At 72.4% G+C, this 25,085-nt stretch carries 23 protein-coding genes and 2 pseudogenes; 12 read left to right on the top strand and 13 right to left on the bottom strand.

Going from position 1 to position 25,085, the window contains the following annotated elements; translation table 11 throughout:
• Positions 1-5 precede the first annotated feature (5 nt).
• From ABZS71_RS08115 to ABZS71_RS08105, 3 genes are all read right to left on the bottom strand, one after another.
• Positions 6-731 (bottom strand): DUF305 domain-containing protein, encoded by a 726-nt coding sequence (locus tag ABZS71_RS08115; RefSeq protein ID WP_356208343.1) that lies wholly within the window; start codon positions 729-731, stop codon positions 6-8.
• Positions 728-1,396 (bottom strand): DUF3105 domain-containing protein, encoded by a 669-nt coding sequence (locus tag ABZS71_RS08110; RefSeq protein WP_355850379.1) that lies wholly within the window; start codon positions 1,394-1,396, stop codon positions 728-730. Before ABZS71_RS08110 ends, ABZS71_RS08115 begins: the two co-directional genes overlap by 4 nt.
• 70 nt (positions 1,397-1,466) lie before the next feature.
• Positions 1,467-1,919, bottom strand: a complete 453-nt coding sequence (locus ABZS71_RS08105; protein ID WP_356208341.1) for a hypothetical protein — start codon at positions 1,917-1,919, stop codon at positions 1,467-1,469.
• Positions 1,920-2,030: 111 nt separating this feature from the next.
• Here ABZS71_RS08105 and ABZS71_RS08100 point away from each other — a divergent pair, with 111 nt between their 5' ends.
• The 4 genes from ABZS71_RS08100 to ABZS71_RS08085 all read left to right on the top strand — a co-directional run bounded on the left by ABZS71_RS08100 (position 2,031) and on the right by ABZS71_RS08085 (position 4,993).
• On the top strand, positions 2,031-2,753 hold the full coding sequence (locus tag ABZS71_RS08100; protein ID WP_356208339.1) for a response regulator transcription factor: 723 nt from the start codon (positions 2,031-2,033) through the stop codon (positions 2,751-2,753).
• Positions 2,750-4,273, top strand: coding sequence for a HAMP domain-containing sensor histidine kinase (locus ABZS71_RS08095; RefSeq protein ID WP_356208338.1), 1,524 nt, complete (start codon positions 2,750-2,752; stop codon positions 4,271-4,273). Before ABZS71_RS08100 ends, ABZS71_RS08095 begins: the two co-directional genes overlap by 4 nt.
• 67 nt (positions 4,274-4,340) lie before the next feature.
• A complete protein-coding gene (locus ABZS71_RS08090) occupies positions 4,341-4,754 on the top strand; it encodes a hypothetical protein (RefSeq protein WP_355850367.1) in 414 nt (137 codons plus the stop codon).
• On the top strand, positions 4,751-4,993 hold the full coding sequence (locus ABZS71_RS08085; protein ID WP_356208336.1) for a hypothetical protein: 243 nt from the start codon (positions 4,751-4,753) through the stop codon (positions 4,991-4,993). Before ABZS71_RS08090 ends, ABZS71_RS08085 begins: the two co-directional genes overlap by 4 nt.
• A 28-nt stretch (positions 4,994-5,021) precedes the next feature.
• On the opposite strand, the gene ABZS71_RS08080 is transcribed toward ABZS71_RS08085, so the two are convergent.
• The 3 genes from ABZS71_RS08080 to asnB all read right to left on the bottom strand — a co-directional run bounded on the left by ABZS71_RS08080 (position 5,022) and on the right by asnB (position 9,432).
• Positions 5,022-5,366 carry a hypothetical protein gene (locus tag ABZS71_RS08080; protein WP_356208334.1) on the bottom strand — a complete coding sequence of 115 codons (345 nt, stop codon included), beginning with the start codon at positions 5,364-5,366 and terminating at the stop codon, positions 5,022-5,024.
• Between the two features lie 153 nt (positions 5,367-5,519).
• Positions 5,520-7,238, bottom strand: coding sequence for a cellulose binding domain-containing protein (locus ABZS71_RS08075; RefSeq protein ID WP_356208333.1), 1,719 nt, complete (start codon positions 7,236-7,238; stop codon positions 5,520-5,522).
• A 343-nt stretch (positions 7,239-7,581) separates the two neighbouring features.
• Entirely contained in the window at positions 7,582-9,432 is a 1,851-nt protein-coding gene (gene asnB, locus ABZS71_RS08070; RefSeq protein ID WP_356208332.1) for an asparagine synthase (glutamine-hydrolyzing), read from the bottom strand.
• Between the two features lie 399 nt (positions 9,433-9,831).
• Between asnB and ABZS71_RS08065 the strand changes: the two genes are divergently transcribed.
• From ABZS71_RS08065 to ABZS71_RS08035, 7 genes are all read left to right on the top strand, one after another.
• On the top strand, positions 9,832-11,811 hold the full coding sequence (locus ABZS71_RS08065; RefSeq protein ID WP_356208388.1) for a TerD family protein: 1,980 nt from the start codon (positions 9,832-9,834) through the stop codon (positions 11,809-11,811).
• Between the two features lie 200 nt (positions 11,812-12,011).
• A complete protein-coding gene (locus tag ABZS71_RS08060) occupies positions 12,012-16,190 on the top strand; it encodes a bifunctional nitrate reductase/sulfite reductase flavoprotein subunit alpha (RefSeq protein WP_356208330.1) in 4,179 nt (1,392 codons plus the stop codon).
• A gap of 110 nt (positions 16,191-16,300) precedes the next feature.
• Positions 16,301-16,690 (top strand): TOBE domain-containing protein, encoded by a 390-nt coding sequence (locus ABZS71_RS08055; RefSeq protein ID WP_355850349.1) that lies wholly within the window; start codon positions 16,301-16,303, stop codon positions 16,688-16,690.
• A gap of 50 nt (positions 16,691-16,740) precedes the next feature.
• Positions 16,741-17,562 (top strand): molybdate ABC transporter substrate-binding protein, encoded by an 822-nt coding sequence (gene modA, locus ABZS71_RS08050; protein ID WP_356208329.1) that lies wholly within the window; start codon positions 16,741-16,743, stop codon positions 17,560-17,562.
• A complete protein-coding gene (locus ABZS71_RS08045) occupies positions 17,559-18,446 on the top strand; it encodes an ABC transporter permease (protein WP_356208327.1) in 888 nt (295 codons plus the stop codon). Before modA ends, ABZS71_RS08045 begins: the two co-directional genes overlap by 4 nt.
• Positions 18,443-19,573 carry an ABC transporter ATP-binding protein gene (locus tag ABZS71_RS08040; protein ID WP_356208325.1) on the top strand — a complete coding sequence of 377 codons (1,131 nt, stop codon included), beginning with the start codon at positions 18,443-18,445 and terminating at the stop codon, positions 19,571-19,573. The genes ABZS71_RS08045 and ABZS71_RS08040 overlap by 4 nt, the downstream gene beginning before the upstream one ends.
• 30 nt (positions 19,574-19,603) lie before the next feature.
• On the top strand, positions 19,604-20,371 hold the full coding sequence (locus ABZS71_RS08035) for a hypothetical protein (protein ID WP_356208324.1): 768 nt from the start codon (positions 19,604-19,606) through the stop codon (positions 20,369-20,371).
• Positions 20,372-20,463: 92 nt separating this feature from the next.
• Here ABZS71_RS08035 and ABZS71_RS08030 read toward each other — a convergent pair.
• Positions 20,464-20,699, bottom strand: a pseudogene (locus tag ABZS71_RS08030) (PhzF family phenazine biosynthesis protein); the annotation flags it as partial.
• Between the two features lie 29 nt (positions 20,700-20,728).
• Here ABZS71_RS08030 and ABZS71_RS08025 point away from each other — a divergent pair.
• A complete protein-coding gene (locus tag ABZS71_RS08025; protein ID WP_356208386.1) occupies positions 20,729-20,836 on the top strand; it encodes a hypothetical protein in 108 nt (35 codons plus the stop codon).
• 14 nt (positions 20,837-20,850) lie between these two features.
• Here ABZS71_RS08025 and ABZS71_RS08020 read toward each other — a convergent pair whose 3' ends face one another.
• From ABZS71_RS08020 to ABZS71_RS07995, 6 genes and pseudogenes are all read right to left on the bottom strand, one after another.
• The gene (locus tag ABZS71_RS08020) at positions 20,851-21,282 is read right to left on the bottom strand and encodes an NUDIX hydrolase (RefSeq protein WP_356208323.1); all 432 of its coding nucleotides are present in this window, start codon (positions 21,280-21,282) and stop codon (positions 20,851-20,853) included.
• Positions 21,283-21,391: 109 nt separating this feature from the next.
• Entirely contained in the window at positions 21,392-22,546 is a 1,155-nt protein-coding gene (locus ABZS71_RS08015; RefSeq protein ID WP_356208321.1) for an SPFH domain-containing protein, read from the bottom strand.
• Between the two features lie 11 nt (positions 22,547-22,557).
• Complete coding sequence (locus tag ABZS71_RS08010) at positions 22,558-22,809, bottom strand: hypothetical protein (RefSeq protein WP_355850325.1); 252 nt, start codon at positions 22,807-22,809, stop codon at positions 22,558-22,560.
• A 135-nt stretch (positions 22,810-22,944) separates the two neighbouring features.
• Positions 22,945-23,244 (bottom strand): annotated as a pseudogene (locus tag ABZS71_RS08005) (sigma factor-like helix-turn-helix DNA-binding protein); the annotation flags it as partial.
• A gap of 388 nt (positions 23,245-23,632) precedes the next feature.
• On the bottom strand, positions 23,633-24,043 hold the full coding sequence (locus ABZS71_RS08000) for a group 1 truncated hemoglobin (RefSeq protein ID WP_356208320.1): 411 nt from the start codon (positions 24,041-24,043) through the stop codon (positions 23,633-23,635).
• A 444-nt stretch (positions 24,044-24,487) separates the two neighbouring features.
• Positions 24,488-25,048 (bottom strand): hypothetical protein, encoded by a 561-nt coding sequence (locus tag ABZS71_RS07995; protein WP_356208318.1) that lies wholly within the window; start codon positions 25,046-25,048, stop codon positions 24,488-24,490.
• Positions 25,049-25,085 lie beyond the last annotated feature (37 nt).

The raw sequence follows: 25,085 nt of genomic DNA, 5'->3' as shown, positions 1-25,085 counted from the left end.
AGACGTCAGGCGCTCGCGCCGCGTTCCTTGAGCAGGTCGGCCATCAGCGTGATCTCCGACTGCTGGCCCTGGACCATGGTCCGCGCCAGGCGCGTGACCGTCGGGTCCTTGGCCAGCTCGACCGCTCCCCGGGCCATCGCGATACCGCCCTTGTGGTGGGCGGTCATCAGCTTCAGATAGAGCACCTCGGCCGCCTTGCCGTCAGCCGAACGCAGCGTGTCCAACTGGGTGTTGGTGGCCATGCCCGGCATCAGCGACCCGTCGTGGGGCGTGTACGTGGAGCCGTCGCCCATGCCCTCCATCGAGCCGGGGTCCATGCCCTTCATGGACGGGTCGTCCGTCGAGGCGTGCTTCATCCATGTCATCGGGGCGTCGTCCGAGGTCTTGTCGAGCCCCCACAGATCCAGCCAGCCGAGCATCATCCCGCGCTGCGTGGACTGGGTGTTGATGATGTCGTACGCGAGCCGCCGCACCTCCTCGTTCCCGGTGCGGTCGCGCACGATGAACGACATCTCCACCGCCTGCTGATGATGGACGGACATATCGCGCGCGAAACCCGCCTCGGCGGAGGTGTCCGTGGGGGTGCCCGTATCGGTCGTGCCCTCCGAGCGGTCGGTCATGAGCCACAGCAACCCCACCGCCACCAGCGTCAGGACGGCGAGGGCGGCGGCGATGCCCGCCACCAGCGGCTGCCGGGAGGCGCGGCCGAGGCCGGCCCGGACGCCGGTCATGAAGGCTTCCCCCCGGTGCAGGCGGCGCCCGGCTCGGGGGTCTGCTTGCCCTGGACGAACTTCTTGAAGAACGCGGCCACGCGCGGGTCCGAGGCCTTCTGGATGTCCAGCTGGTTGCCCCAGGCGTTGAGGACGATCGGCGCGTCCTGGTCCCGGTAAGGGCTCATCAGTGAGTACGGGGTCTTCTCCACCCGCGCCTTGAGCGTCGCGATGTCCTTCGCCGACGCCTTGTCCGTGTACGTCACCCACACGGCGCCGTGCTCCAGCGCGTGCACCGCGTTCTCTTTCGTCAGCGGCTTGGTGTAGACATCGCCGTCACAGTTCTGCCAGACCTGGTTGTGGTCCCCGCCGACCGGCGGCGACATCTTGTACGCGACCTTGCCCCGGACATGCGTCTGGGTCAGGCCCGTCCAGGTCGTCATGCCCTTGAACGTGCCGCTCTTCACGACCTGGGACCTGACCTCGGTCTTCTTCTTTTCCTCCTTGTTGCCGGTGTCGACCAGGAAGTAGCCGCCGACGGCCAGACCGGCCACGATCACCGTGCAGGAGGTGATGGTGAGAATCCGGTACCGGCGCTCGCGCGCCTTCTCCGCGCGGCGCAACTCCTCTATCTTCGCGCGGCGGTCGGCCGCCGCGCCCTTCGTCTTCGGTCCCTTGGAGCCCATGGCTGTCCTTGTCCTCGCAGTACGCGCACTGATGTGAAGGAAGTGGTGATCGCGGTTACCGGCGGCCGGCCTAGGTGCGGAGCACTTGGAGCTCATGGAGGCCGAGGGCGCGGACGGGGTGATCGGGCGGCGCCCGGACGGAGTCCGGATCGCGCGGGCCGTCCGGCGGCAGTACCTCGGCGAGGGCGGGAGGGGGTACGGGGGTGGGCACCAGGGCCTGCACCACTCCACGGGGGCCCGCGACGCAGTTGTCGCTTCCGCTGTCACCCGTGTCAGCCGAGCGGTGCTCGCCCGCCTGGGCCGGATACGCGTCGGGCGATGTGTCCGGCGCGGTGCCGGTCAGGCGGTGCGGGCACCCCGTCGAGGAGGACGCGGGGTGCGCGGCGGGATGGACGCACGAGGGCGCCATCCACAGAGCCGCCGCCAGCAGGAGCACGGCACGCCACAGGCCGGAGCGTGCGGTGCCGCGCACGCGCACCGTGGCCCTCCGTATGTGGCTGTCCCCGTCCCGCCGACTTCCCATCGCGCCAGATCGTAACCAGTGCGCCGGTCGCGACTGAATGGGCCGAAGGGCACCGCGTCCACCCGGGACACGCCGGGACACGTACCATGCCCGGCCGGAGGTGGTGCCGGCGTGGAGAGCACAGGCGGCGGGCGCGTGCTGGTGACCGACGACGACGCGGCCATCCGGCGCTCGCTGGAGCGCGGGCTGCGGCTGAGCGGCTTCTCCGTGACCCTCGCGGACGGCGGCCGCGCCGCCCTCGCCGCGGTGCGCGAGCGGACGCCCGACGTGCTGGTCCTGGACATCTCCATGCCCGACCTGAGCGGGATCGAGGTGTGCCGCGCGCTGCGCGCGGACGGCAACGACATACCCGTGCTGATGCTCTCGGCCCTCGACGAGGTCTCCGACCGGGTCACCGGGCTGCAGGCCGGGGGCGACGACTACCTCGTCAAACCCTTCGCGCTGCAGGAGCTGGTGCTGCGGCTGCACGCCCTGCTGCGCCGCCGCCCGCCCGCGGCCACCGACCGGGTGCGGGTCGGCGGGCTGATGATCGCCCCACAGGCCCGCGACGCGCGGCTGGACGGGGTGCCGCTGCGGCTCACCCGGCGTGAGTTCGAGCTGCTGGAGGTGCTGGCCCGCAACGCCGGGATCGTGCTCACCCGGGACCAGTTGCTGGACCGCGTCTGGGGCTATGACTTCGACGTACGGACGGATGCCGTCGACACCTTCGTCAGCTATCTGCGGCGCAAGCTGGAGGCGGGCGGACGGCCGCGGATGCTGCACACGGTACGCGGGGTGGGGTTCGTCCTGCGGGCGACCGACGAGCCGGCCGGGCCGGGCGGCGGTGCGCGATGAGGCTGGCCACCAGGATCGCGCTCGCCGTCGGGGCGGCCGTTCCCATACTCGTCCTCGCCTCGGGCTGGCTGCTGCTGCGGCTGGTCTCGGCAGATCTGCACGAGGAGCAGGACGCGCGGCTGCGCCGCAGCGTGGCGGCCGTGGCCCCGGACGCGCGGTCGCTGCTGCGGGCCACCGCGGCGAACCGCCCGCCGCAGGTGGAACAGGCCCGTGAACGGCGGCTGTTCAGCTCGGCGCTGGATGTGGGCATCCGGCTGATCGGGCCCGAGGACACCGTCTCCGCCGGGCCCCAGCCGGACGCGTCGGTGCCGCTCCCGGCGGAGGCCGCCGGGCGGCCGGTCACCGTGCGCGCGGACGGCGCGAGCTACCGTGCCCTGTCGCTACGGGTGACGGTTCCGGCGACGAAACGGCGGTCGGCGGCCGGCGGCACGCTGTGGCTGTTCTCGCCGGACACCACGAGTCAGGCCCAGCTGAAGCTCGTACGCCGCCGGGTGGTGACCGTGGCGCTGCTCGCCGCCCCGCTCGGCGGGGCCGTGGCCTGGGCCGCGGCGGCGGGTACGGCGCGGCCGCTGCGCCGCCTCCAGCGCCGTACGAGCGGGCTCGACCCCCGGACGAGCGCGGCGCGCCTGGACCACACCCCGACCGGGATCGCCGAGATCGACGATCTGGCGGGCACCCTGCGGACCGTCCTGGACCGCTACGACCAGCAGGCGGCGCGCACCGCGGAGGCGCTGGAGACCGCGCGCTCGTTCGCGGCGGCGGCATCGCACGAGCTGCGCACCCCGCTCATGAGCATGCGGACGAATCTGGACATCCTTGTCGAACACCCCGATCTGGCCCCTGCCGACCGCACGGAAGTGCTCGCCGACCTCGGCCATGAGCAGACCCGGCTGCTGCGGCTGCTGGTCATGCTCAGGGCGCTGGCGCGCGGCGACCTGGTGGAGGCGGACGCCTTCGAGCCGGTGGACCTCGCGGAGGTGGTGGACGCGTCGGCGGCCGATCTGCGCCGCCGCCATCCGGACGCCGAGGTGCCGATGAGCGGCGTCCCGGGGCTGCGGGTGCACGGCTGGGAGCAGGGGCTGCGCTCGGTGGTGGACAACCTGCTGACCAACGCCCGGGTGCATGGCACCCGGCACGGCGAACCGGTCCGTATCGAGGTGACCTTGGGCCCGGGGCGGTCGCCGGACGGGGGCCCGGGCGCGGTGCTCACCGTGGACGACCGGGGTCCCGGCATCGCGCCCGAGCTGCGCGGGGAGGTCTTCCAGCGGTTCCGGCGGCGGCCGGACAGCCCGGGGTCGGGCCTCGGGCTGACGCTGATCGCGCAGCAGATCGCGCTGCACCGCGGGACGGTCACGGTGCTGGACCGGCCGGACGGGCTGCCGGGCGCGCGGATCGAGATCCGTCTGCCGGTCATGGACGGTGGGGAGGCCACGCTGCCGCTGCTGCGGCGGGACTGGCTGTCCGGGCCCGGGACCCCCTGGGATCCCGGGCCACAGGATTTCCACAAAGAGCGCTCCTAGCGTCCTTTCCGACAGGCACGGCCCGGCCCTCCGGGCCCTGGCGGCCCTGACGGAAGGAAGACACACCATGCACCGCGGAAAGACCGTCGTCGTGGCGCTCGCGGCCACCGCTGCCCTGCTCGGACCGGTGGGCCTCGCCGCGGCGGACGGCAGTGCTCCGGCCTCGGCCCCGGCCGCCACCCACGGGAAGGGGGCGGGGGACGGCGCCAAGGCGCTGTGCAAGCGGGCCCCGAAGATCGACAAGCGGATCCACCGGGCGCTGAAGCGGCTCAAGGGCCCGGCGACCGTCCGGGGGTCCGTCGCGCGGCTCACCAAGCGGGTCGAGAAGGCGAAGAAGGCGGGCCACACCGAGGTCGCCACGTTCCTGGGCGACAAGCTGACCTTCCGTAAGTCCCTCATCCCCACGCTGGAGCAGCGGCAGAAGGACCTGACGAAGGTCCAGAAGTGGTGCACCGCGCGCGGTGAGGGATCCGCCGCATGAGGCGCCGTATCGCGCTTGCTGCCGCGGCCGTGCTCTGCGCCGCGCTGGCCACCGGCTGCGGCGGCGGCGAGAGCGGCTCGGGCGGCACGGACGGCACGGACGGCGCGGGCGGCTCCGCGAAGCCGTCCGGCGCCGCGTCGGCACCGTCATCGTCCGATCTCAGCAGGTTGAACAAGGTGCTGGACGACGCCGAGTCGGCGGCCAAGGTGGCCGAGTCCGACGCCACAGGCGACCAATAAAGGGATCGGCCCCGGTCGTACCGCCGCCTCACACGGTGCTGACCGGGGCGATCAGCCCGGCGGTGGATCCGGTCGGTACGGGGTGGGCGTGGGCGCTGACCAGATCGCCGCGCTCCAGGAAGCCGGAGCCGCTCACATCCACATGGACCCGCAGTCCGTAGTCATCGGTGGGGACGAGATCGCCGGGGACCGTGACGCTGAACGGGACATGGCCTCCCGGGCTCAGCGGCACGTCGATGAGGACCTGCGCCCCCACCACGGACGAGGGCGTATCCGGGCGGGACACATTGCACACCTCCACCACTACCCGCGCCGCCTGCTTCTCGGGCACGTCGGCGGGCAGGGACACGATGCCGCTCAGAACGCTGCTCATGCCGGGCCGTCGCTCATCGCTCACCTCACCATGGGGCCAGGAGAGGCCTTATTCCGCATTCCGCCACAGGTTCTCCCCGGGCCGGAGGTCTGATACGGCCATCCGGGTGGGTCTGGCGGGTGCGGGCCGTTCCCCCCGGCCGGTGGCGGCCGGTCAGCCGGAGCAGGGGCGGCCGTTCAGGGTGAATCCGCCGGGCGCGGAGTTGCGGTCGTGCCGGCTGCCGACGAAGCCCATGGAGAAGGTGGCGCCCGCATCGACCTTCTGGTTGTAGTCGCGCGCCGTGGCCGTCACCTGGGATCCGTGCTGGGTGAATGCGCCGTCCCACATCTGCGTCACGTGCTGGGAGTCGTGGAAGGTCCAGGTGACCCGCCAGTTGTCGAGCGCCTCGCGGGAGGTGAGGTACACCTCGGCCTGGAAGCCGTCGGACCACTCGTCGACCAGCGTGAAGCGGGCCGTGCAGTCGGCCGAGGCGGAGGGCGGCCGGGGGGAGGGATCCTCGGCGCCGTGGCCGGGCCGGGAGCCGTGGCCGGAGGTGGATCCGGGGTCGGAGCCGCCCTTCGAGGGGGAGGGCCGCGGGGAGGACGAGCCGGAGCGCGAGGCGCCGGGCTTCTTGGCCGGGCCACTCTTGCTCCCGGAGGGGGCCGGGCCGCCCGGCGAGGAGGTGGCGGGGGCCGGGCTCCCCGGCGAGATGCCGGTGCCCGGGTGCCCGGTGGGACCCTCGCTTCTGTTGTCGGAGACCGCGGCGGTTCTGGTCAGCGCGACCAGCGCGGCCAGGGCGACGACGGCGAGGACCGCCAGGATGACGGCCGTCCGGGCCCTGCGTGACGTGCGGCGGCCGGCTCTGCCGCGGCCGGCGGCCCGCCCCGTGGCGCCCGTGCCACCGGTGGCCCCGATGCCCCGCGGACGTCTCGTACCGTCGGCGCCTCTCACCCGGCCGGCGCGGCTGAGCCACGGCGCCCCGGCGCGGTCCAGGACTCTGTCCCGCAGCCGCTCCCATAACGGGGCGCGCACGGCGCGCGCGGGCGCCACGGCGCGGCCGGCGCCGGGGCCCTGGGTGGCGGCTTGGCGGCGCCGTTCCAGATACGGATGTCCGCCCCAGCCGAGGACGCCGCCCGCGAGCGCGCCGGGCAGTCCGCCGCCGTGCAGATAGAGGCAGGCGGCGGCCTCTCTGCAGTGCGTACAGCGGGCGAGGTGCTGCCAGAGGTCGGCGGGTGAGGGGGCGTCAGGTGTGCGGGTGGCCGCGTCCAGCAGCTTGGCGTAGCTGCGGCACTCCTCGTCGGTGAGGGTGTCGACATGGTTGCGCTGGCAGCGCTGCCGGAAGGCCGCGCGGACCCGGGTGATCTCCTCGGTGGCGTACGCGGTGTCGTAGCCGAGCTGCCGGGCCACCGCCTCCGCGGACCGCGACTCCACCTCGACGGACCACAGCAGCTCCCCGTCCGCCTCCGGCAGATCCCGCAGCCCGCGCAGGGCGAGCGGCTGGTCGCGGGGCGGGGCGGCGTAGCGGGCGGAGCGGTCCGAGGACAGCCAGACACGGAACTCCGGGTCGAGCCGGTCGCCGTTGCGGTGTGCCTGCCAGTCGGCCGCGGTCATCCGTACGGAGGTCAGGAGCAGCGGAAGCCATGGCAGGCGCTGGCCCCAGCCTCGCGTCCGCCGGTTGCGGGTCTCCCGGATGCCCCGGCGGAACGCCTCGGTGGCGAGCCGCATTCCGTCCTCGGGGGTGGCGGCGCACAGATCCGCGTAGTCGGCGACCGCGTCCCAGTGGGCATTCAGCAGGGCCGTCGCCGAGGCGGTGGCGTCGGCTCTCTCGCCGGATGCGTCGGCGTGACCGGGTGGCACGCGGGAGCCGTCCCGGGGAGATGAGTGGTCGGACATGGGGGCAATTCCTCACTCACGAACCGCGGCGCCCCCACCGGGGGCAACCCTCTCACATGGGGCCGCGGGGTGGGCAGCCAAAAGCACAGCTCTGCCTCGGAGTTGGGGATTGCCCTTTCGGGGCGCGCCGAGCCTTTCACGCCTGTGACCTGGCTGACAAGAGACGAATGAGGAGTTGTGGAGAGGGATTGTGGCGCATCTCAGGGGCCATTCGGGCGCTGGAATTCGAGTGAACAGATGTTGAACTCCCGGTAACGGCAAGACAAAGGCCCGGGCCGCAAAGGCCCGGGCCACACCGTCAGGGGCTGTGAACTCCCGTGAATTTCCGGAGACTTCCGTTGCATCAGATCAACAGCTCCGTTCCGTACCGCCGCAGCCACGCGTCGATGCCCAGCGCCAGCTCCATGCTCTGCCGGGACTCATGGCCCTGGCCCCGCGCCGCCCGCTCGGCCGCCTCCTTCTCCAGCAGCGGCCGGGCCGGGGAGCCGGGGTCGGCCAGCAGCCGCCGCATCCGGTCGCGCAGGGCGTCCGCGTAGCGCGGGTCCTGGGTGCTGGGGTACGGGCTCTTGACGCGCTGGGCCACGGACTCGGGCAGCACATCCAGCGTGGCGGCGCGCAGCAGGGACTTCTCCCGGCCGTCGAAGGTCTTCAGCGACCAGGGGGTGTTGAACACGTACTCCACCAGCCGGTGGTCGCAGAACGGCACCCGCACCTCAAGGCCGACCGCCATGCTCGCGCGGTCCTTGCGGTCCAGCAGGAACTGCACGAAGCGGGTCAGATGCAGATAGCTGATCTCCCGCATCCGCCGCTCCGTCGCGGACTCGCCCTCGATATGCGGCACTTCGGCCAGCGCCTGGCGGTAGCGGGCGTCCCGGTAGCCGTCGAGGTCCACCTTGGCGAGCAGATCGCGGCTGATCAGCGCCTCGAGCCCGCCCGCGTCGGTACCGGTGAAACCGCTGTGGCGGAAGGCGGTGAGCCAGGGGAAGGTGTCGGCCCGGACGGCGTCCTGGTCATGGAACCAGCGGTAGCCGCCGAAGACCTCGTCGGCCGACTCGCCGGACAGCGCGACCGTGGAGCGCCTGCGGATCTCCTGGAAGAGCAGATAGAGCGAGGTGTCGCCCTCCCCGAGCCCGAACGGCAGATCGCGCGCCCGCAGCACGGCGTCGCGGTGGTCGGGGTCCGTCAGGGCGGCGGTGTCGAGCACGATGTCCTGGTGGTCCGAGCCCGCGTGCTCGGCGAGCGCATGGGCGTACGGGCCGTCGGGGGTCCCGCGCAGCGCGTCCGCCGTGAAGTGCTCGGTCTGTCCGGCGAAGTCCACCGAGAAGGACCGCACCGGCCCGCGCCCCGACGCGGCCAGCCGCCGCGCGGCCAGCGCGGTGATCACCGAGGAGTCCAGGCCGCCGGACAGCAGGGTGCACAGCGGTACGTCCGCGATCAGCTGCCGGTCCACGATGTCGTCCAGCAGCTCCCGCACCCGGCGCACCGTGGTCTGCCGGTCGTCGGTGTGCTCCCGCGCCTCCAGCGCCCAGTAGCGCCGCTCGGTCAGCCCCTCGCGGCGCACCCGTACGACATGGCCGGGCCGCACCTCGCGCATCCCCTTGTAGACCGCGTGCCCCGGCGTCTTCACCATCGCCAGCAGCTCGGCGAGCCCCTCCGCGTCCACCGCCGGCCGGATGGAGGGGTGGGCGAGGATCGCCTTGGGCTCCGAGCCGAACAGCACCCCGTCCGGGGTCGGGTAGTAGTAGAGCGGCTTGATTCCCATCCGGTCCCGGACCAGCAGCAACTGCTGCTCCCGGGGGTCCCACAGGGCGAACGCGTACATCCCGTTCAGCCGCTCGGTGAAGCCCTCGCCCCACTCCAGACAGGCGTGCAGCGCGACCTCGGTGTCGCTGCTGGTCCGGAACGCGTGACCGCGTCGTCCCAACTCCTCGCGCAGCTCCCGGTAGTTGTATATCTCCCCGCTGTAGGTCGTCACCAGCACCGTGCGCCCGTCGCGCTCGACCGACATCGGCTGCGTGCCGCCCTCGATGTCGATGACGGCCAGCCGCCGGTGCCCCAGCGCGGCGTGCGTGTCCAGCCACAGCCCGTCCGCGTCCGGCCCACGGCAGCTCATGGTCCGGTTCATCGCGTCGAGCACCTCGCGCTCGGCGGTCAGGTCCTTGTCGTACGAGATCCATCCGGTGATGCCGCACATGGGCGGTATCGCTCCCTCCGGTCGGCTCGCCCCGGCACGCCGGGGCTCTCGGCTCTGGCCCTTCGTGGGTGCGCTTCTCGCTGTCGTCCCGCGGCGGAATGGGTCATTTCCCACCGTACGCCGAGGTGGTTGCATCGACCACCAGTAGCCTTGGGCAATGAATATTTCCGGCCATCGGGGGGTTGGTTCGCGCCCGGGCGAGGGGTGACCCTGTGGGGGCGGGTGTTCCTCGCGGCGGGCCGGTGGTCCCAATCGCCGCATCGCGCCGCGAAACGCCAGGTTCTGGCGCTAAGGTTCACTCCACTCACATGAAATGTGTAGTCATCACATATCACCATGCGGACGGCTGCCCGGGCGGGGCTCGGGGTGGCCGTATTGGGGGGACCAACCATGCGGGAGATGGTCAAGGGCGGCAACGTCGGCCTGGCGGCCCTGAGCGAGGACGCCGGGTCCGTGATCCTGAGTCTGAGCTGGAGCACCGCGACCGGGGACGGGGACGCGGACGTCTCCGTGCTGCTGCTGAACGCCGACGGCAAGGTGCGCAGCGACGCCGACTTCTGCTTCTACAACCACCCGGCCGCCGCTGACGGAAGCGTGCAGCTGCTGGGCAAGACGCCGGCCGCCGACGGGGACGAGGACCGCATCAGCCTCGATCTGACCTCGACCCCGCCGGACGTCGAGCGCATCGTCGTGGCGGCCAGCCGGTACGGCGGCGCCCGGTTCGGCGACCTGAGCGACCTGCGGATGACGCTCGCCGACCAGGCCGGAGAGGTGCTGCTGGGCTTCTCCATCGACGACGCGAGTGTGGAGAGCGCGTTCATCTTCGGCGAGCTCTACCGCCGCGGCGAGGAGTGGAAGTTCCGGGCCGTCGGGCAGGGGTACGAGTCCGGTCTGGCCGGTCTGGCCACGGACTTCGGCATCGACATCGACGACGCGGCCGAGGAGGAGCCGGATCCGGAGGCCGAGGCGGCGGTGGAGCGGGTGCCGACGCCCGAGGGGCCGCCCAGCGTCCCCGCGCGGACGGCGCACGAGGCGCCGGCGCCGGACGCGGCGCCGGCCCCGTCCAGGCGTCCCCGTACAGCCAAGAAGAAGGTCACGCTGCCCAAGGTCGCCAAGAAGTCGCTGGCCGAGAACGACTCCTGGCGGCGGGCCCGGCTCTTCCCGGTCTCCTCGCTCAAGAGCGACCGGGAACGCGAGATGCGGGCCACGTCCGTACTGCTGTCGGTGATCTCGCAGGTGCCGGAGTTCGGGCGCCGGCTCACCGCCGCCTTCGGCGCACCGGCCGGCCGCATGGAGACCTTCACCGAGGTCTCGCTGCCGCACGGCGGCAACGCCCCCAAGCGCCCCGACGGCGTCATCCGTGTCGAACGGGCCGGAAAGCTCTGGACCGCCCTGGTGGAGACGAAGACCAACGGCAATCCGCTCAAGGCCGAGCAGGTCCAGGACTACATGGACATCGCCGCCCGGCGCGGCTACGAGGCCGTGATCACGCTGTCCAACGACGTGGCGCTGGAAGGCAGCCCGCTGGTGGACGTCAGGATCGACGGACGGCGCAAGCACAAGGTCGGGCTGTGGCATCTGTCCTGGGCCGAGGTGACCCACCACGCCCAGATGCTGATCCGTCACGAAGGCGTCGGCAACACCGCCCACGCTTGGCTCCTCCAGGAACTGCTGCAGTACCTGCAGCACGAGAACTCCGGCTGTCACGGCTTCCAGAACATGGGTCCGGCCTGGGTGCCGGTGCGCAACGGCATCGACGACGAGACCCTGTGCCAGGGCGACCAGCGCGCCGTCCACGTGGTCGAAAGCTGGGAGCGGCTCATCCGCCAGGTCTGTCTGCGGCTGGGCGGCGAACTCGGTCAGAAGGTTCTGCCCGTCCAGCGCGCCACGCGCGGCACCGACCAGAGCTCCCGCCGTGCGGCCCTCGCCGACCAGCTGTGCCAGGACGGACGCCTCTACGCCGAGCTGCGCATCGAAGGCACCACCGGGATCCTGGCGATCGTCGCCGACCTGCGCACCGGAAAGCTGCGCACCGCCATCGAGATTCCCGCCCCCGACCAGGGCTACCCCCTCACGTGGGCCAAGCGCCTGGTCCGACAGCTCGCCGAGGCCCCGGCCGACCTCCATGTCGAAACCCTCGTCGAGGGCGCGAGCGGCGGCCCGCGCGGCACGCTGGAGCGGCTGCGCCCCGAACCGGGCGACCTCCTCCCCAAGGACGGCGCGCAGATCACCGGCTTCCGGCTGTCCCTGTTCAAGGGCATGGGCAGCACCCGCGGCAATGCCGAGTCCGGCTTCATCCGCAGTGTCGACGAGGCGGTGGATCGCTTCCACGCCGGTGTCGTCGCCCATCTGGAGCGCCACCCGGCTCGACGGGCGTAGCCCGCGGAGCGCGATCCGGCTGGTCGGCGGCGTCGCGACAGGGCGCCGCCGACCGGCCCTTCCGCCCCTCACACAGTCCGTCGGGCGGCTGTGTGGTGGACGTAACCCCTCGTGATCCGCGAATGTGACCTGCGCGCAACCCGCTCTTCCTACGGTGCCGGGAGTGGGACGCGCCCACCGTGATCACAAAAGGGGGCTCCGTGACGGCATCGGCACGGTCGGCACGGTCGATACGTACGGTGTGCTCGTACTGCGGGGTCGGGTGCGGGATCGTGCTCGACGTCGGGCAGGACGGCGCCACCGGGCGCCGTACGGTGATCAAGGCGTCCGGGGACCCGGCGCACCCCGCCAATGCGGGGCGGCTGTGCACCAAGGGGGCGACCAGTGCCGAGATGCTCGCCGCCCCCGGGCGGCTGGGCGGGGCGCTGCTGCGGACGGACCGGGGGGCCGAGCCCGAGGGCGCCGGGGTGGACGGGGCGATCACGGCGACCGCGCGCCGGCTCCGGGCGATCCTGGACGAGCACGGGCCGGACGCGCTGGCCTTCTATGTGTCCGGGCAGATGACGCTGGAGGCGCAGTATCTGGCGAACAAGCTGGCCAAGGGGTTCATCGGCACCCCATGGATCGAGTCCAACTCACGCCTGTGCATGGCGAGCGCGGGCAGTGGCTACAAGTTGTCGCTGGGCGCGGACGGCCCGCCCGGTTCGTACCAGGACTTCGACCACGCCGATGTCTTCCTCGTCATCGGCTCCAACATGGCCGACTGCCATCCGATCCTGTTCCTCCGGCTCATGGACCGAGTGAGGGCGGGCGCGAAGCTGATCGTGGTCGATCCGCGGCGTACCGCGACCGCCGACAAGGCCGGGCTCTTCCTCCAGATCCGGCCGGGCACGGATCTGGCGCTGCTCAACGGGCTGCTGTATCTGCTGGTCGAGGGCGGCCACATCGACCAGGGGTTCATCGACGAGCACACCGAGGGCTGGGTGGACATGCCCGGCTTCCTCGCCGACTATCCGCCCGCGCGGGTCGCGGAGATCACCGGCATTCCGGAGGCGGACATCCGGGAGGCGGCGCGGTGGATCGGGGCGGCCGGGGAGTGGATGAGCTGCTGGACGATGGGGCTCAACCAGTCCACGCACGGCACCTGGAACACCAACGCCCTGGTCAATCTGCATCTGGCGACCGGCGCGATCTGCCGCCCCGGCAGCGGCCCCTTCTCGCTGACCGGCCAGCCCAACGCGATGGGGGGGCGGGAGATGGGCTACATGGGGCCGGGCCTCCCCGGGCAGCGGTCGGTGCTGGACGCGGAGGACCGCGCGTTCACGGAGGAGCTGTGGGGCGTGGCGCCGGGGACGCTGCGCCACGACGGGGGCGGGCAGGGCACGGTCGAGATGTTCCAGCGGATGGCGGACGGCGACATCAAGGCGTGCTGGATCATCTGCACCAACCCCGTCGCCTCGGTCGCCAACCGCCGGACGGTGATCGAGGGGCTTGAGGCGGCCGAGTTCGTCGTCGCCCAGGACGCCTTCGCCGAGACCGAGACCAACGCCTACGCGGATGTGGTGCTGCCCGCCGCGATGTGGGCCGAGGCGGACGGCGTGATGATCAACTCCGAGCGGACTCTCACCCTCGCCCAACAGGTGGCGGACCCGCCCGGCGAGGCGCTGCCGGACTGGCGGATCATCGCGCGGATCGCCTGCGAGATGGGCTTCCAGGACGCGTTCGGCTATGAGAGCGCGGAGGAGATCTTCGAGGAGATCAAGCGCGCCTGGAATCCGAAGACCGGCTACGACCTGCGGGGCGTGACCTATGAGCGGCTCCGTGCGACGCCCGTGCAGTGGCCCGCGGCCACCGCCGACGGCCCGGACCGCAACCCGGTCCGCTATCTCAACGACGGAGTGAGCCAGGCCCCGGTCGTACGGCCGGACGGCACCCGGCCCCGGCTGGCGTTCCCCACGGCCGGCGGCCGGGCCGTGTTCCACGCGCGCCCGCATCTGCCCCCCGCCGAACTGCCGGACGACGACTTCCCGTATGTCCTGAACACCGGGCGGCTGCAGCACCAGTGGCACACCCTCACCAAGACCGGCAAGGTCGCGGGGCTCAACAAGCTCAACCCCGGGCCGTTCGTGGAGCTTCACCCACAGGACGCCGCGGCGCTGGGGATCGGCGAGGGCGACGCGGTGGAGGTCGCCTCGCGGCGCGGCCGGGCGGTCCTTCCGGCGGTGGTGACGGACCGGGTGCGGCCGGGAAACTGCTTCGCACCGTTCCACTGGAACGATCTGTTCGGGGAGTACCTCAGCGTCAACGCGGTCACGAACGACGCGGTCGACCCGGTGTCCTTCCAGCCGGAGTTCAAGGTGTGCGCGGTGTCGCTGGCCAGGGTCGCGGCGGCGCCCCGGCCGCCCGCCGGGGAGCACCCGGCTTCGGGCACCCCGGCGCTCGCGGACGTGTTCGGGGTGGCCGACGTGGCGCCGCCCGCGCTCGCCGAGCACGAACGCCGGTATCTGCGGGGCTTTCTGGCCGGGCTCGACGGTGCGGGTACGGCACCGGGCGGCTCGGCCACGGCCGTACCGGTGCTGCCCCGGCACGCGCCCTTCACCCCGGACCACGCGCTGTGGGTCAACGGCGTGCTGGCGGGGAGGTTCTCGCGCGCCACCGCGCCGGACACTTCCCCGGCCGTGGCCGTTCCCGAAGCGGGGCCCGCCGTCCGCGAGGTGGTCGTGCTGTGGGCCTCGCAGACCGGCAACGCCGAGGACCTCGCCGGCGCCGCCGCCCGCCGGCTGGCCGATACCGGCCGCAGCGCCCGGCTGCTGGGGATGGACGACTGCACCCCCGCCGCCCTTCCACGCCCCGCCGATCTGCTCGTCATCACCAGCACCTTCGGCGACGGCGACGCCCCCGACAACGGCTCGGGCTTCTGGGAGTCCCTGGCCGCACCCGACGCGCCGCGTCTGGACGGCACCCGCTATGCCGTCCTGGCCCTCGGCGACTCCGCGTACGACGACTTCTGCGGCCACGGCCGCCGACTGGACGAACGCCTCGGCGAGCTGGGCGCGGTGCGGCTGGCACCCCGTACGGACTGCGAACCGGACTACCACGAGCCCGCCCGGCAGTGGCTCGACGGGGTCGTCACCGCCATGGAGACGGCACACCCGGGCCCTGCCCCCGCCACCGGGACGACGCCCGCCGCCCCCGTCGAGACGATCCCCGCCACCCCCGCCGCCGAGAGGCCGGCCGGCGCGGCGCCCGGTTCCGCCCGGCCCACCAAAGCCGAGCCCTTCACCGCCCGGCTGACCGGAAACCGGCTGCTGAGCCGCTCCGGGGCCACGAAGGAGGTGCGGCAGTTCGCGTTCGACACGGCGGACGGCGCCCTGGCGTACGAAGCCGGGGACGCGCTCGGCGTCTGTCCGGAGAACTGTCCCGGGCTGGTCGCCGAATGGCTGGCCGTCACCGGACTCGACCCGGCCCAGGAGGTGGAGATACCGGGGTCGGGCCCGCTGCCGCTCGCCCAAGCCCTCCACCGCCGTCTGGAGATCGCCAGGATCACCCCCGATCTGCTGCGCTTCGTCGCGGACCGCACCCATGACCGCGACCTCAAACGGCTGCTGCGCCCCGACAACAAGGACGGCCTGGCGCAGTGGGCCTGGGGCCGTCAGGCGGTGGACATCATCGGTGAATACCCCGTCCGCGCCTCCGCGCGGGAGTGGGCCGGCGTCCTCAAACGGCTCCAGCCCCGTCTCTACTCCATATCGTCCAGCCCCCTCGCGCACCCCGGCGAAGTCCGTCTCACGGTGTCCGTGGTGCGGTTCGAGAACCGGCGCGGAGTCGCGCGCAAGGGCGTGGCCTCCACCCATCTCGCCGACACGGCACCGGACCACGCCGTCCCCGTCTTCGTCCAGCGCTCCCCCCATTTCCGCCCGCCCGCCGATCCGGCGGCGCCGATGGTGATGGTCGGCCCCGGCACGGGCATCGCTCCCTTCCTCGGCTTCCTGGAGGAGCGCCGGGCGCGCGGCGCCACCGGGCCCAACTGGCTCTTCTTCGGCGAGCAGCGCCGTGCCACCGACTTCTACTACGAGCGCGAACTGACCGCGCTGCGCCGGGACTCCACCCTGACCCGGCTGGACACCGCCTTCTCCCGCGACCAGCGCGCCAAGGTCTATGTGCAGGACCGGATGCGGGAGCACGGCGCCCGGCTGTGGTCCTGGCTCCAGGACGGCGCCCACTTCTACGTCTGCGGCGACGCGGGCCGGATGGCCAAGGACGTCGACCGGGAACTGCGCCGGATCGCGGTCGCCCACGGCGGGCTGGCCGAGGACGCGGCCGACGCGTACGTCAAGCGGCTGGCCGCCGAGAAGCGGTACGCCCGCGATGTGTACTGACCTCGCTCACATGCAGATGCGAGCTTTCGTGCCCCCACCGTTGGACTTGTGCAACCCAGGTGATGGCCTGGGCCTTGCATATGCGCGCCCGGCCGCCTCATCATGGGCGGATGCACATGTACCGGATCGGTGAGGCCGCGGCCCTGATGGGCGTCAGCGCCGACACCCTGCGGCGCTGGGTCGACAGCGGTCGGCTGACCGCGGAGCGGGACGAGCAGGGGCGCCGGATCATCCCGGGCCCGGCGCTCGCCGCGTTCGCCCGTGAGGTCAGCCATGGCGCGGAGCGGGAGAACCCGGGCTCCTCGGCCCGTAACCGCTTCAAGGGCATCGTCACGGAGGTGATCCTGGGCGATGTGTCCGCGCAGGTGGAGATCCAGGCGGGGCCGTTCCGGGTGGTGTCCATGATCAGCCGGGAGTCGGCGGAGGATCTGAAGCTGGAGCCGGGCGTCCCCGCGGTTGCCGTGATCAAGTCGACCAACGTGGTCGTGGAAAAGCCGTGAACGCGCGCGACGCCGTGCGCCGTCGTGCGTGGCAGAGAGGGAGAGGCCCTGTGACCATCCGTTCCGTATCCCGATCCCGCCGGACCCTGCGTGTCGTGGGCGGTCTCGCCGTGGCGGCGCTGGCGCTCAGCGCCTGCTCCTCCAACGACTCCGACAAGAAGGCCGATTCGGATTCCGGTTCTTCCTCGCGGAAGCTCTCGGGCACGGTGACGGTGTTCGCCGCCGCCTCGCTGAAGGAGAGCTTCACCTCGCTGGGCAAGACCTTCGAGAAGGAGCACCCCGGCACCCAGGTGATGTTCAACTTCGGTGGCAGCGACGCCCTCGCGGCCAGCATCACCTCCGGCGCGCCCGCCGATGTCTTCGCCGCCGCGAGCCCGAAGACGATGAAGACGGTCACCGACCACCAGGACGCCGAGGGCACCCCGGCCACCTTCGTCCGCAACCAGCTGGAGATCGCGACCCTCCCGGGCAACCCCAAGAGGATCGCGACCCTCAAGGACCTCACCGAGCCCGGGCTGAAGGTCGCGCTGTGCGCCAAGGAGGTGCCGTGCGGCGCCGCCGCGCGGAAGGCGCTGGACGCGGAGCGTCTGAAGCTCACCCCGGTCAGCTACGAACAGGACGTCAAGGGCGCGCTGACCAAGGTCGAGTTGAAGGAGGCCGACGCCTCCGTGGTCTACACGACGGATGTGAGGGCCGCGGGCGGCAAGGTGGCCGGGGTGGAGTTCCCGGAGTCGAGGAAGGCCATCAACGACTACCCGATCGCCCTGCTGAAGAAAGCGCCGAACGCCAAGGCGGCCACGGCCTTCATCGACCTGGTGAAGTCCGCGCGGGGCCAGAAGGCGCTCGGCCGGGCGGGCTTCCTCAAGCCGTGACGTCCTCAGGAACCACCGGCGCCGCCGAGGTACGGGGCGGCGGGCCGGGGCCGCGGGTCCGGCCCACCCGCTGGACCCGCCGCACCCGCCGCACCCGCCGGACCCGCGCCGGGGTCCCGCTGCCGCTGCTGCTGCCCGCCCTCGGCGGGTTTGTCTTCCTGGTGCTGCCGCTGGTGGCGCTGCTGGTCCGGGCGCCGTGGCGGAGCCTGCCGGACCAGCTGACCGGCGTCGCGGTGTGGCAGGCGCTACGGCTTTCGCTGATCAGCGCGACCGCCGCCACCGCCGTCGCCCTGGTGCTGGGCGTGCCGCTGGCCTGGCTGCTGGCCCGCGCCCGCTTCCCCGGCCGCCGGTTGCTGCGCGCCCTGGTGACCCTGCCGCTGGTGCTGCCGCCCGTGGTGGGCGGTGTGGCGCTGCTGCTCGCGCTGGGCCGTAACGGAATCGTCGGCCGCTGGCTGGACTCCGCCTTCGGCATCACGCTGCCGTTCACCACGGCGGGGGTGGTGGTGGCCGAGGCGTTCGTGGCGATGCCGTTCCTGGTGATCAGTGTCGAGGGGACGCTAAGGGCCGCCGATCCGCGCTACGAGGAGGCCGCCACGACCCTCGGGGCCTCGCGCTTCACCGCCTTCCGGCGCGTCACCCTCCCCATGATCGCCCCGGGCGTGGCGGCGGGCGCCGTGCTGGCCTGGGCGCGGGCGCTGGGGGAGTTCGGCGCCACGATCACCTTCGCGGGCAACTTCCCGGGCCGTACGCAGACGATGCCGCTGTCGGTCTATCTCGCGCTGCAGAGCGACCCGGCCGCCGCCATCGCCCTGAGCCTGGTGCTGCTCGCCGTCTCCCTCGCGGTCCTGGCCGGGCTGCGCGACCGCTGGATGGCAGCCTCATGAGCACCCGGCCGACGCGCGACACCCCACCGACCGAGGTCACGGCCCCCACGGCCGCTCCGGCCACCGGGCCGGCCGCCGGTCTCGACGCACGGCTCGTCGTCGACCGCGGCGGCTTCCGGCTGGATCTGCGGCTCGCCGCCGCACCCGGTGAGGTCCTCGCCCTGCTCGGCCCCAACGGCGCGGGCAAGACCACCGCGCTGCGCGCCCTCGCCGGGCTCACCCCGCTCACCGCCGGGGCGCTACGGCTCGACGGCCGGGAGCTGGAGGATCCGGAGCGGCGGCTGAGGACCCCGCCCGAGGCCCGCCCGGTCGGCGTCGTCTTCCAGGACTATCTGCTCTTCCCCCACCTCACCGCCCTCGACAACGTGGCCTTCGGCCCCCGCTGCCACGGCGTACCGAAGGCGGAGGCCCGCGCCCATGCGGCCGACTGGCTGGCCCGCATGGGCCTGGCCGGCCACGCGGGCGCCAAGCCCCGCCGGCTGTCCGGCGGCCAGGCCCAGCGCGTCGCCCTCGCCCGCGCCCTGGCCACCCGCCCCCGGCTGCTGCTGCTGGACGAGCCACTGGCCGCGCTGGACGCCCGTACCCGCCTCGACGTCCGCGCCGGTCTCCGCCGCCACCTCGCCGACTTCGAGGCGGTGGCCGTGCTGGTCACCCATGACCCGCTGGACGCGATGGTCCTCGCGGACCGGCTCGTCGTGATCGAGGACGGCCGTATCGTCCAGGAGGGCACCCCGGCCGACATCTCCCGCCGCCCCCGCACCGACTACATCGCCAGCCTCGTCGGCCTCAACCTCTACCAGGGCCACGCCGACGGCCACACCGTACGGCTCGACGGCACCACCACCATCACCACCACCGAGAACCTCACCGGCCCGGTTTTCGTCGCCTTCCCGCCCACGGCCGTCACCCTCCACCGCGACCGCCCCGACTCCAGCGCCCGCAACCTGTGGCGCGCCTCGGTCACCGGCCTCGAATCGCACGGCGACCAGATCCGCGTGGCCCTCACCGGCGACCTCCCCCTCCTCGCAGACCTCACCACCCTCGCCGTGGCCGACCTCGACCTCCACCCGGGCAGCACCGTCTGGGCCACCCTCAAGGCGACCCAGACCCATGCGTATCCGGCCTGAGGGAGCTCCGGTTCTGCGATGCTGGGGGACATGGGTCAGGGGGAGCCCGGGGAGGGCGAGCGAGGTTCCGCGCGGCGTCGGCACATCGTCGCGGCGGTGGTGAGCTGCGTGGCCGTCGCGGTGGCGGTGACCCACGTCCTCGCACCGGAGCTGAGGATAGACAACATCACCGTGGCGCTTCTCGTGGTGGCCATCGTGCCCTGGCTGCGCGACCTGCTCAACAGCATCGAGCTGCCGGGCGGGGTCAAGGTCGAGTTCAAGGGGGTCGAGCAGCGCATCGAGGCGGCCGAGCGCACGGCCGACGCCGCCCTAGTCGGGGGCGGCGACGCCACGCCCAGGACCGACGACCCCGCGGCGCGGGACGAGGTGCGCCGGCTGGCCGCCGAATACCTGACGGTCCGCAAGTCGAAGCGCGGCGGATCAGATCGCACGCATCGCATGGACAGCATCTTCGCGAGACTGGTGCGGGCGACCCAGCGGCTCTCCGACCCCGATCTCGGCGGCTGGCTCGCCTCACCGGACGGCGGTCTGCGGCTGGCGGCGTACGCGCGTCTGTACGCGGTGCCGGACGGGGCCGAACTGAGCGCCCTGGCGGACGCCGTCGTCGACGAAAAGCTCCCCTTCAGCCAGTACTGGGGGATCCGCGCGCTCGACAAGGTCGCGGACGCCGTAGACGTCGACCAGGTGCCGCCGAGGGTCGTCCGGCGCCTGGAGGACTGCCTTGCCGGGCAGCCGCGCGGCAGCGACCGGGTCTCCCTGCTGCGGCGCCTGATCGCCAAGCTCTACGGCCGTCCGTAGGACGGTCGCACCCGTCACTTCTCCTGGAGGACGGAGAGGATGTTGCCCGCCGGGTCCTTCGTCCTCACGAGACCTCTCCTTCAGTCACTTCGTCAGTCCAGGGGGACCCGGACGGCACGGCCGCTGACCCGGACCCGGGGGTCGTCGGGGCGTACGTCCACCACGAGATCGCTGGCCCCCCATGTCCTCACCCTGGCGGATACGCACCCGGGTCACCTCGGCGACCAGGCCGAGATCCCGCAGATACCCCCCCGAAGGCGGCCGCCGCGGCGCCGGTGGCCGGGTCCTCGACGACACCGCCGACCGGGAACGGATCGCGGGCGTGGAAGTCGGCTTCGCGCGGATGACCGCAAGCTCATCACTCACCTCGAAGACGTCCGGAAACGGGCGGGCATCGGCGAGGACATCAGCGTCCTGCGCGTCCTCGACACAGCCGCGTGGCTCCATGGCAAGGACGCGGTGTAACCCGGGGTTGCGACCTATACGAGCTTGACCCCGTCATGCGCCCGGACCGCCGGGGGCGAGGCCGTGTCGAGGGCGTCGAGGATGCGGACGGCGTAGGCCTCGTCCGCGAGGTCGGGGACCTCCGTGCGGGTGGCCCAGCGCCAGGCGCGGGTGCGGGCGCCTGTGATGGGGGTGCCGTCGCCGGCCTCGCAGCGGAAGACGAGGGAGACGGCCAGGTCGGTCATGTCCTTGTAGACGCCGGTGAGGGCGGCCGGGAGGGCGATTTTGACGCCCGTTTCCTCGAGGATTTCGCGCTGGAGGGCTTCGGGGATGGTCCCGCCGGGGTCGAGCACGCCACCCGGCGGTTCCCATGTGCTGCTGTCCCGCCGCTTGATGAGCAGCGCCCGGCCCCGCTCGTCGACGACGACTCCGGCGACGCTGACGCTGTGCGGGCGGTCAGTGGTCACGTTGCTCGGCCCTCTCGGCTGGCTGGGTTCCTCACGTTAGCAACGTGCGGACGGGGCCGGGCCGGGACCCCGTCACCGCACCCGCCGCCTCCTTCGGCTCCGGCTCCGGCTAGCGGATCTCGATCGCGTCGCTGTCCGGTCGGCGCGGGTCGTCGCGCCCGTCGTCCTTCTTCCCCTCGCCCTCCGGCGCGCCCAGGTTCCGCCTGACGGCGTCCAGGATGGTCAGCCCCTGGCCCACCAGCCCCGCCGCGATCTCGCCCAGCCCGTCGGCCCCGTTGAGGACGTTGACGTTGGCCCCGGCGAGCCCGGCCGAGGCTTCCTTGACGATTTGCGGGAGTTGGTCGATCAGCATGCGGTCGAGCGCCACCCGGCCGTGTGAGGCCGCGGCCTCGGCCTGGATCTTCATACGCTCGGCCTCGGCCAGCGCCAGTACCCGGATCCGTTCGGCCTCGGCCTCCGCGGGCTTCACGATCTCGGCCACCAACTGCTGCTGCCGCAGATCGGCCGCCCGCTGGGCCAAGTCGGTCTGGGCGGCGAGCACTTCCTGCTGGGCGTGTGCCTGCGCGAGGGGTCCGGCCTGGGCGGCCTGGGCCTGGGCGCGGTCCACCTCGGCGTTGTACTGGGCCTGTACGACCGCCGTCTGGCGCGCGTATTCGGCCTGGTTGCGCGCCGCCTCCTGCTGGGCCTCGGCGGATGCCTGGGTGGCCTGGGCCTGGGCGATCTGGGCCTGGCGCTGGATGGCGGCCTTGTGCGGGGCGGACATGGCGTCGATATAGCCGGTGTCGCCGTCGTCGATGGACTGGATCTGCAACGAGTCCACGATCAGGCCGATCTTGGCCATCTCGGCCTTCGAGGTGTCCAGCACCTCGGTGGCGAGCTTCTGCCGTTCGGTGATGAGCTCCTCGACCGTCATCGAGCCGATGATGGACCGCAGATGGCCCGCGAAGATGCGTCCGGTCAGGACCGACATCTGGTCCTGGTCGGACAGGAACCGCTGCCCCGCGTTGACGATGCTCTCGGTGTCGTTGCCGACCTTGAACGCGATCACGGCACGCACCGTCAGCGCGATGCCCTGCCTGCTGACACACGTCTCGGCGACCTCGGACTCGCACATCGCCAGCGTCAGAAAGCGGACCTTACGGAAGACCGGAATCACGAACTTGCCGTGCCCGGTCACCACGCGGAACGGCGCACCCCCCTGACCACGCCTGCCTCCCGAGATCAGCATCGCCTGGTCGGGGGCGGGCACGCGGTAACCGAACATCCTTCGTCTCCTCAACCGGCGTCGCCGGCGGCGCCGGACGACGCGTTCAATGGATCGGCCCACTCGATGACGTCGACCTGGCGAGTGCCACGGCAGTCGATCACGAGCACCGACGCCCCTTGTGGCAGGGGCTCGGTGGACCACGCGAGGAAGGTCTCCGAACCGCCTCTGACCCGCACCAGGACCTCGCCGGGACCGGCGTCCCCACGAGTGCCGATCACCAGCAGCCCCGTGCAACCGATCACAGCATCATCCGGCGTCATACGACGGCCGCCCCCTCGTCATTCTGCTGCTGAAGTCCTGACTGTAGCCCCGCTGTTCGTCCCGGGATACGGGCGTGTGTCGCAGTACGGCCCCGGTCACGTAACGGGTTGATCCGGGCGCGGACGCCGGCGGCGTCAGCCCGCCAGGGCGAGCGGCCGGGGGCCGGGGTACTCGGCCGCGTCCAGGAGGGCCGTCATGTCCTCGCGGGCGCGGGCCACGCGAAAGCGGACGGTGCCGATGGGGCATCCGGCCGCGGCGGCGTCGGCGCAGGGGAGGCCGAGCACCTGGGTGAGCAGGAACATCTCGCGGCGGGCCGGGGCGAGTTCCGTGAGCAGGTCGAGGAGTACCACGCCCTCGTCGAAGCCGGGGAGGCCGGTGGGCTGGGCCCGTTCGGCGGCCTCCTGCCAGTCGTCGGTGTCGAGCAGGTGAGGCCGCCGCGTTCCGGCTCGGCCGCGCGCTCGCGGCCGTGGTCTTCGTACCGCTGCGCATCGCCCTGCGGATGCCGGGCGCGGGCTCCTTCCAGGCCGAGAAGCTCGTCCACGACTGAGCTGCGCGTCCCCGTCGGCGACAGCGAGCGAGGAACCGGAGGACCCGGCCCCGACCCCGCGCCTCACCAAGCCGGCGAACGCCAAGTCCCCCGCCCGGGCCGCCGCCGCCAAGACCTCGGCGGCGGCCGACGACTCCAACGCCGACGACTCGACGGCCCGCACCCTGGGCATCACCGGCCCGACCGCCGGCGTCTTCGGCCTGGCGGCGGCAGCCTTCGCCCTCATCCGCACCCGCCCGACCCGCCGGCCGTAACGGCGGCTGTGCTGACAGGGCCTACGGCCCGTCGGGGCGGGGCGGGCCGAGGACGATGTCGTCCCTCGTGCCCTCGACGATGGCGACCACCTCCGCCGTCTCCGCCGTCGGCACGTGGTACTTGGCGAGCGACCGGTCCAGGTCGTCCATGAAGGCCGTCCATTCGTCTGCCGTGATCCCCAGATTCCGGTGCGAATCGGTCATCGACCGCCCCGAATACCGCTGGGGCCCGCCCGCGGCCCAGCACACCATCTCCGTGACGAGGTACTTGAACCCTTGAGCGGAGACCCGGTGGTGCGCTTCGTGGACGGCCGGATTCTTGTTGAGGCGGTGGTCCGTGACGACCCGGTCGATGAGGTCATCGACCACGACGGCGATGTTGTAGACCCCACCGAGACGGTCGTACAGGGAGGAAGGCTGATCGGGCCGCATCACACACTCCCTTATGTGCGACTAACTGGCGGTTCATCCCCTTCCAGTCTACGAGTCACGTACGCGGCCGTCGCCGCTACCGCGACCGCGGCGGAGATCACGAGGAGAGCGATCACCACGGGGTTCAGCCACGGCGGAACGATCTCCTGCCCCTCTCCCGCCGACCCGCCGGGGCATACGGTGCTGAGCGGGAACGCCCGGTGCGAGACGGGGAACCCCCGCACCCCCACGCGGGCCAGACCAGCCGGGTAGTACAGGACCCAGGCGCCGGCTTAGAGCCCCCCGCGCCGAGCAACGCCAGCAGTGCGAGGACGAGCAGTGGCCCGGGTCCCGCGAGATCCGGCCGACGCCCCTCCCTGACGCACGCGATCAGCGTCCGGACGGCCCGTACGCACATCACCGCGACGAGGACCGGACGAGCAGGAAGATCACTGTCCGGGGCCGCTACGCGTCGTCCGCGTTCCCCTCGAAATAGGCGTCCAGCACCGCGTCGAGCTGCGCCGTCCACTCCTTGAGGAGGCTCCTGGCCGACGCCTCGACATCGGCCTCGTACCAGCGTCGGTTGGTCGTGTAGACGGTGACGGAGAACCGCTTGCCGAACCGCGGCGTATCGATCTCGACCGCGCCGATCTCGTCCCAGCCGAACTCGGCCTCCTGATCGTCGAGCCGGAAGGCTATGCCCGTGCGCCCTGCCGCGATCGCACCGCGCCGGTCGGAGACGTCGAAGGCGACCCCGCCGTCTTCGTCCTCGGCGTCCTCGGCGTCGTCCCCCTCCTCGGGGTCGTCCCCCTCCTCGGACTCCGCCTCGGCGTCCTCTTCCGCGTCGGCGTTCTCTGCCGCGTCGACCTCCTCCTCGGCGTCGGCCTTCTCGGCGTCGGCCTTCTCGGCGTCGGCCTCCTGGGGCGGCCGCTCCACCGTCTCTTCCGGGGCTTCCTCCTCCGCGTCGGCAGGGCGCGGGGACGTCAGACCGGGGATGTACCCCGGATCCGTCCCGGCTGTGTGCATGGGCGGGATGATCGGTCCTGTGCTCTGCTCCACGGCG

Origin of the sequence: Streptomyces sp. NPDC005393, from assembly GCF_040606675.1 — a bacterium.
In the GTDB taxonomy this organism is placed as follows: domain Bacteria; phylum Actinomycetota; class Actinomycetes; order Streptomycetales; family Streptomycetaceae; genus Streptomyces.
This window is presented reverse-complemented; position numbering and strand designations above follow the sequence as displayed.

Bases quoted from the DNA above. Each gene is read 5' to 3' on its own strand.
- ABZS71_RS08010 (WP_355850325.1), bottom strand. From the start codon at position 22,809: ATGACGCCGGATGATGCTGTGATCGGTTGCACGGGGCTGCTGGTGATC.
- ABZS71_RS08035 (WP_356208324.1), top strand. From the start codon at position 19,604: ATGGGTCAGGGGGAGCCCGGGGAGGGCGAGCGAGGTTCCGCGCGGCGT.
- ABZS71_RS07995 (WP_356208318.1), bottom strand. From the start codon at position 25,048: ATGCACACAGCCGGGACGGATCCGGGGTACATCCCCGGTCTGACGTCC.
- ABZS71_RS08055 (WP_355850349.1), top strand. From the start codon at position 16,301: ATGCACATGTACCGGATCGGTGAGGCCGCGGCCCTGATGGGCGTCAGC.
- ABZS71_RS08095 (WP_356208338.1), top strand. From the start codon at position 2,750: ATGAGGCTGGCCACCAGGATCGCGCTCGCCGTCGGGGCGGCCGTTCCC.
- ABZS71_RS08110 (WP_355850379.1), bottom strand. From the start codon at position 1,396: ATGGGCTCCAAGGGACCGAAGACGAAGGGCGCGGCGGCCGACCGCCGC.
- ABZS71_RS08040 (WP_356208325.1), top strand. From the start codon at position 18,443: ATGAGCACCCGGCCGACGCGCGACACCCCACCGACCGAGGTCACGGCC.
- ABZS71_RS08000 (WP_356208320.1), bottom strand. From the start codon at position 24,043: ATGCGGCCCGATCAGCCTTCCTCCCTGTACGACCGTCTCGGTGGGGTC.
- ABZS71_RS08085 (WP_356208336.1), top strand. From the start codon at position 4,751: ATGAGGCGCCGTATCGCGCTTGCTGCCGCGGCCGTGCTCTGCGCCGCG.
- asnB (WP_356208332.1), bottom strand. From the start codon at position 9,432: ATGTGCGGCATCACCGGATGGATCTCGTACGACAAGGACCTGACCGCC.
- ABZS71_RS08065 (WP_356208388.1), top strand. From the start codon at position 9,832: ATGGTCAAGGGCGGCAACGTCGGCCTGGCGGCCCTGAGCGAGGACGCC.
- ABZS71_RS08080 (WP_356208334.1), bottom strand. From the start codon at position 5,366: ATGAGCAGCGTTCTGAGCGGCATCGTGTCCCTGCCCGCCGACGTGCCC.
- ABZS71_RS08015 (WP_356208321.1), bottom strand. From the start codon at position 22,546: ATGTTCGGTTACCGCGTGCCCGCCCCCGACCAGGCGATGCTGATCTCG.
- ABZS71_RS08075 (WP_356208333.1), bottom strand. From the start codon at position 7,238: ATGTCCGACCACTCATCTCCCCGGGACGGCTCCCGCGTGCCACCCGGT.
- ABZS71_RS08090 (WP_355850367.1), top strand. From the start codon at position 4,341: ATGCACCGCGGAAAGACCGTCGTCGTGGCGCTCGCGGCCACCGCTGCC.
- ABZS71_RS08115 (WP_356208343.1), bottom strand. From the start codon at position 731: ATGACCGGCGTCCGGGCCGGCCTCGGCCGCGCCTCCCGGCAGCCGCTG.
- ABZS71_RS08105 (WP_356208341.1), bottom strand. From the start codon at position 1,919: ATGGGAAGTCGGCGGGACGGGGACAGCCACATACGGAGGGCCACGGTG.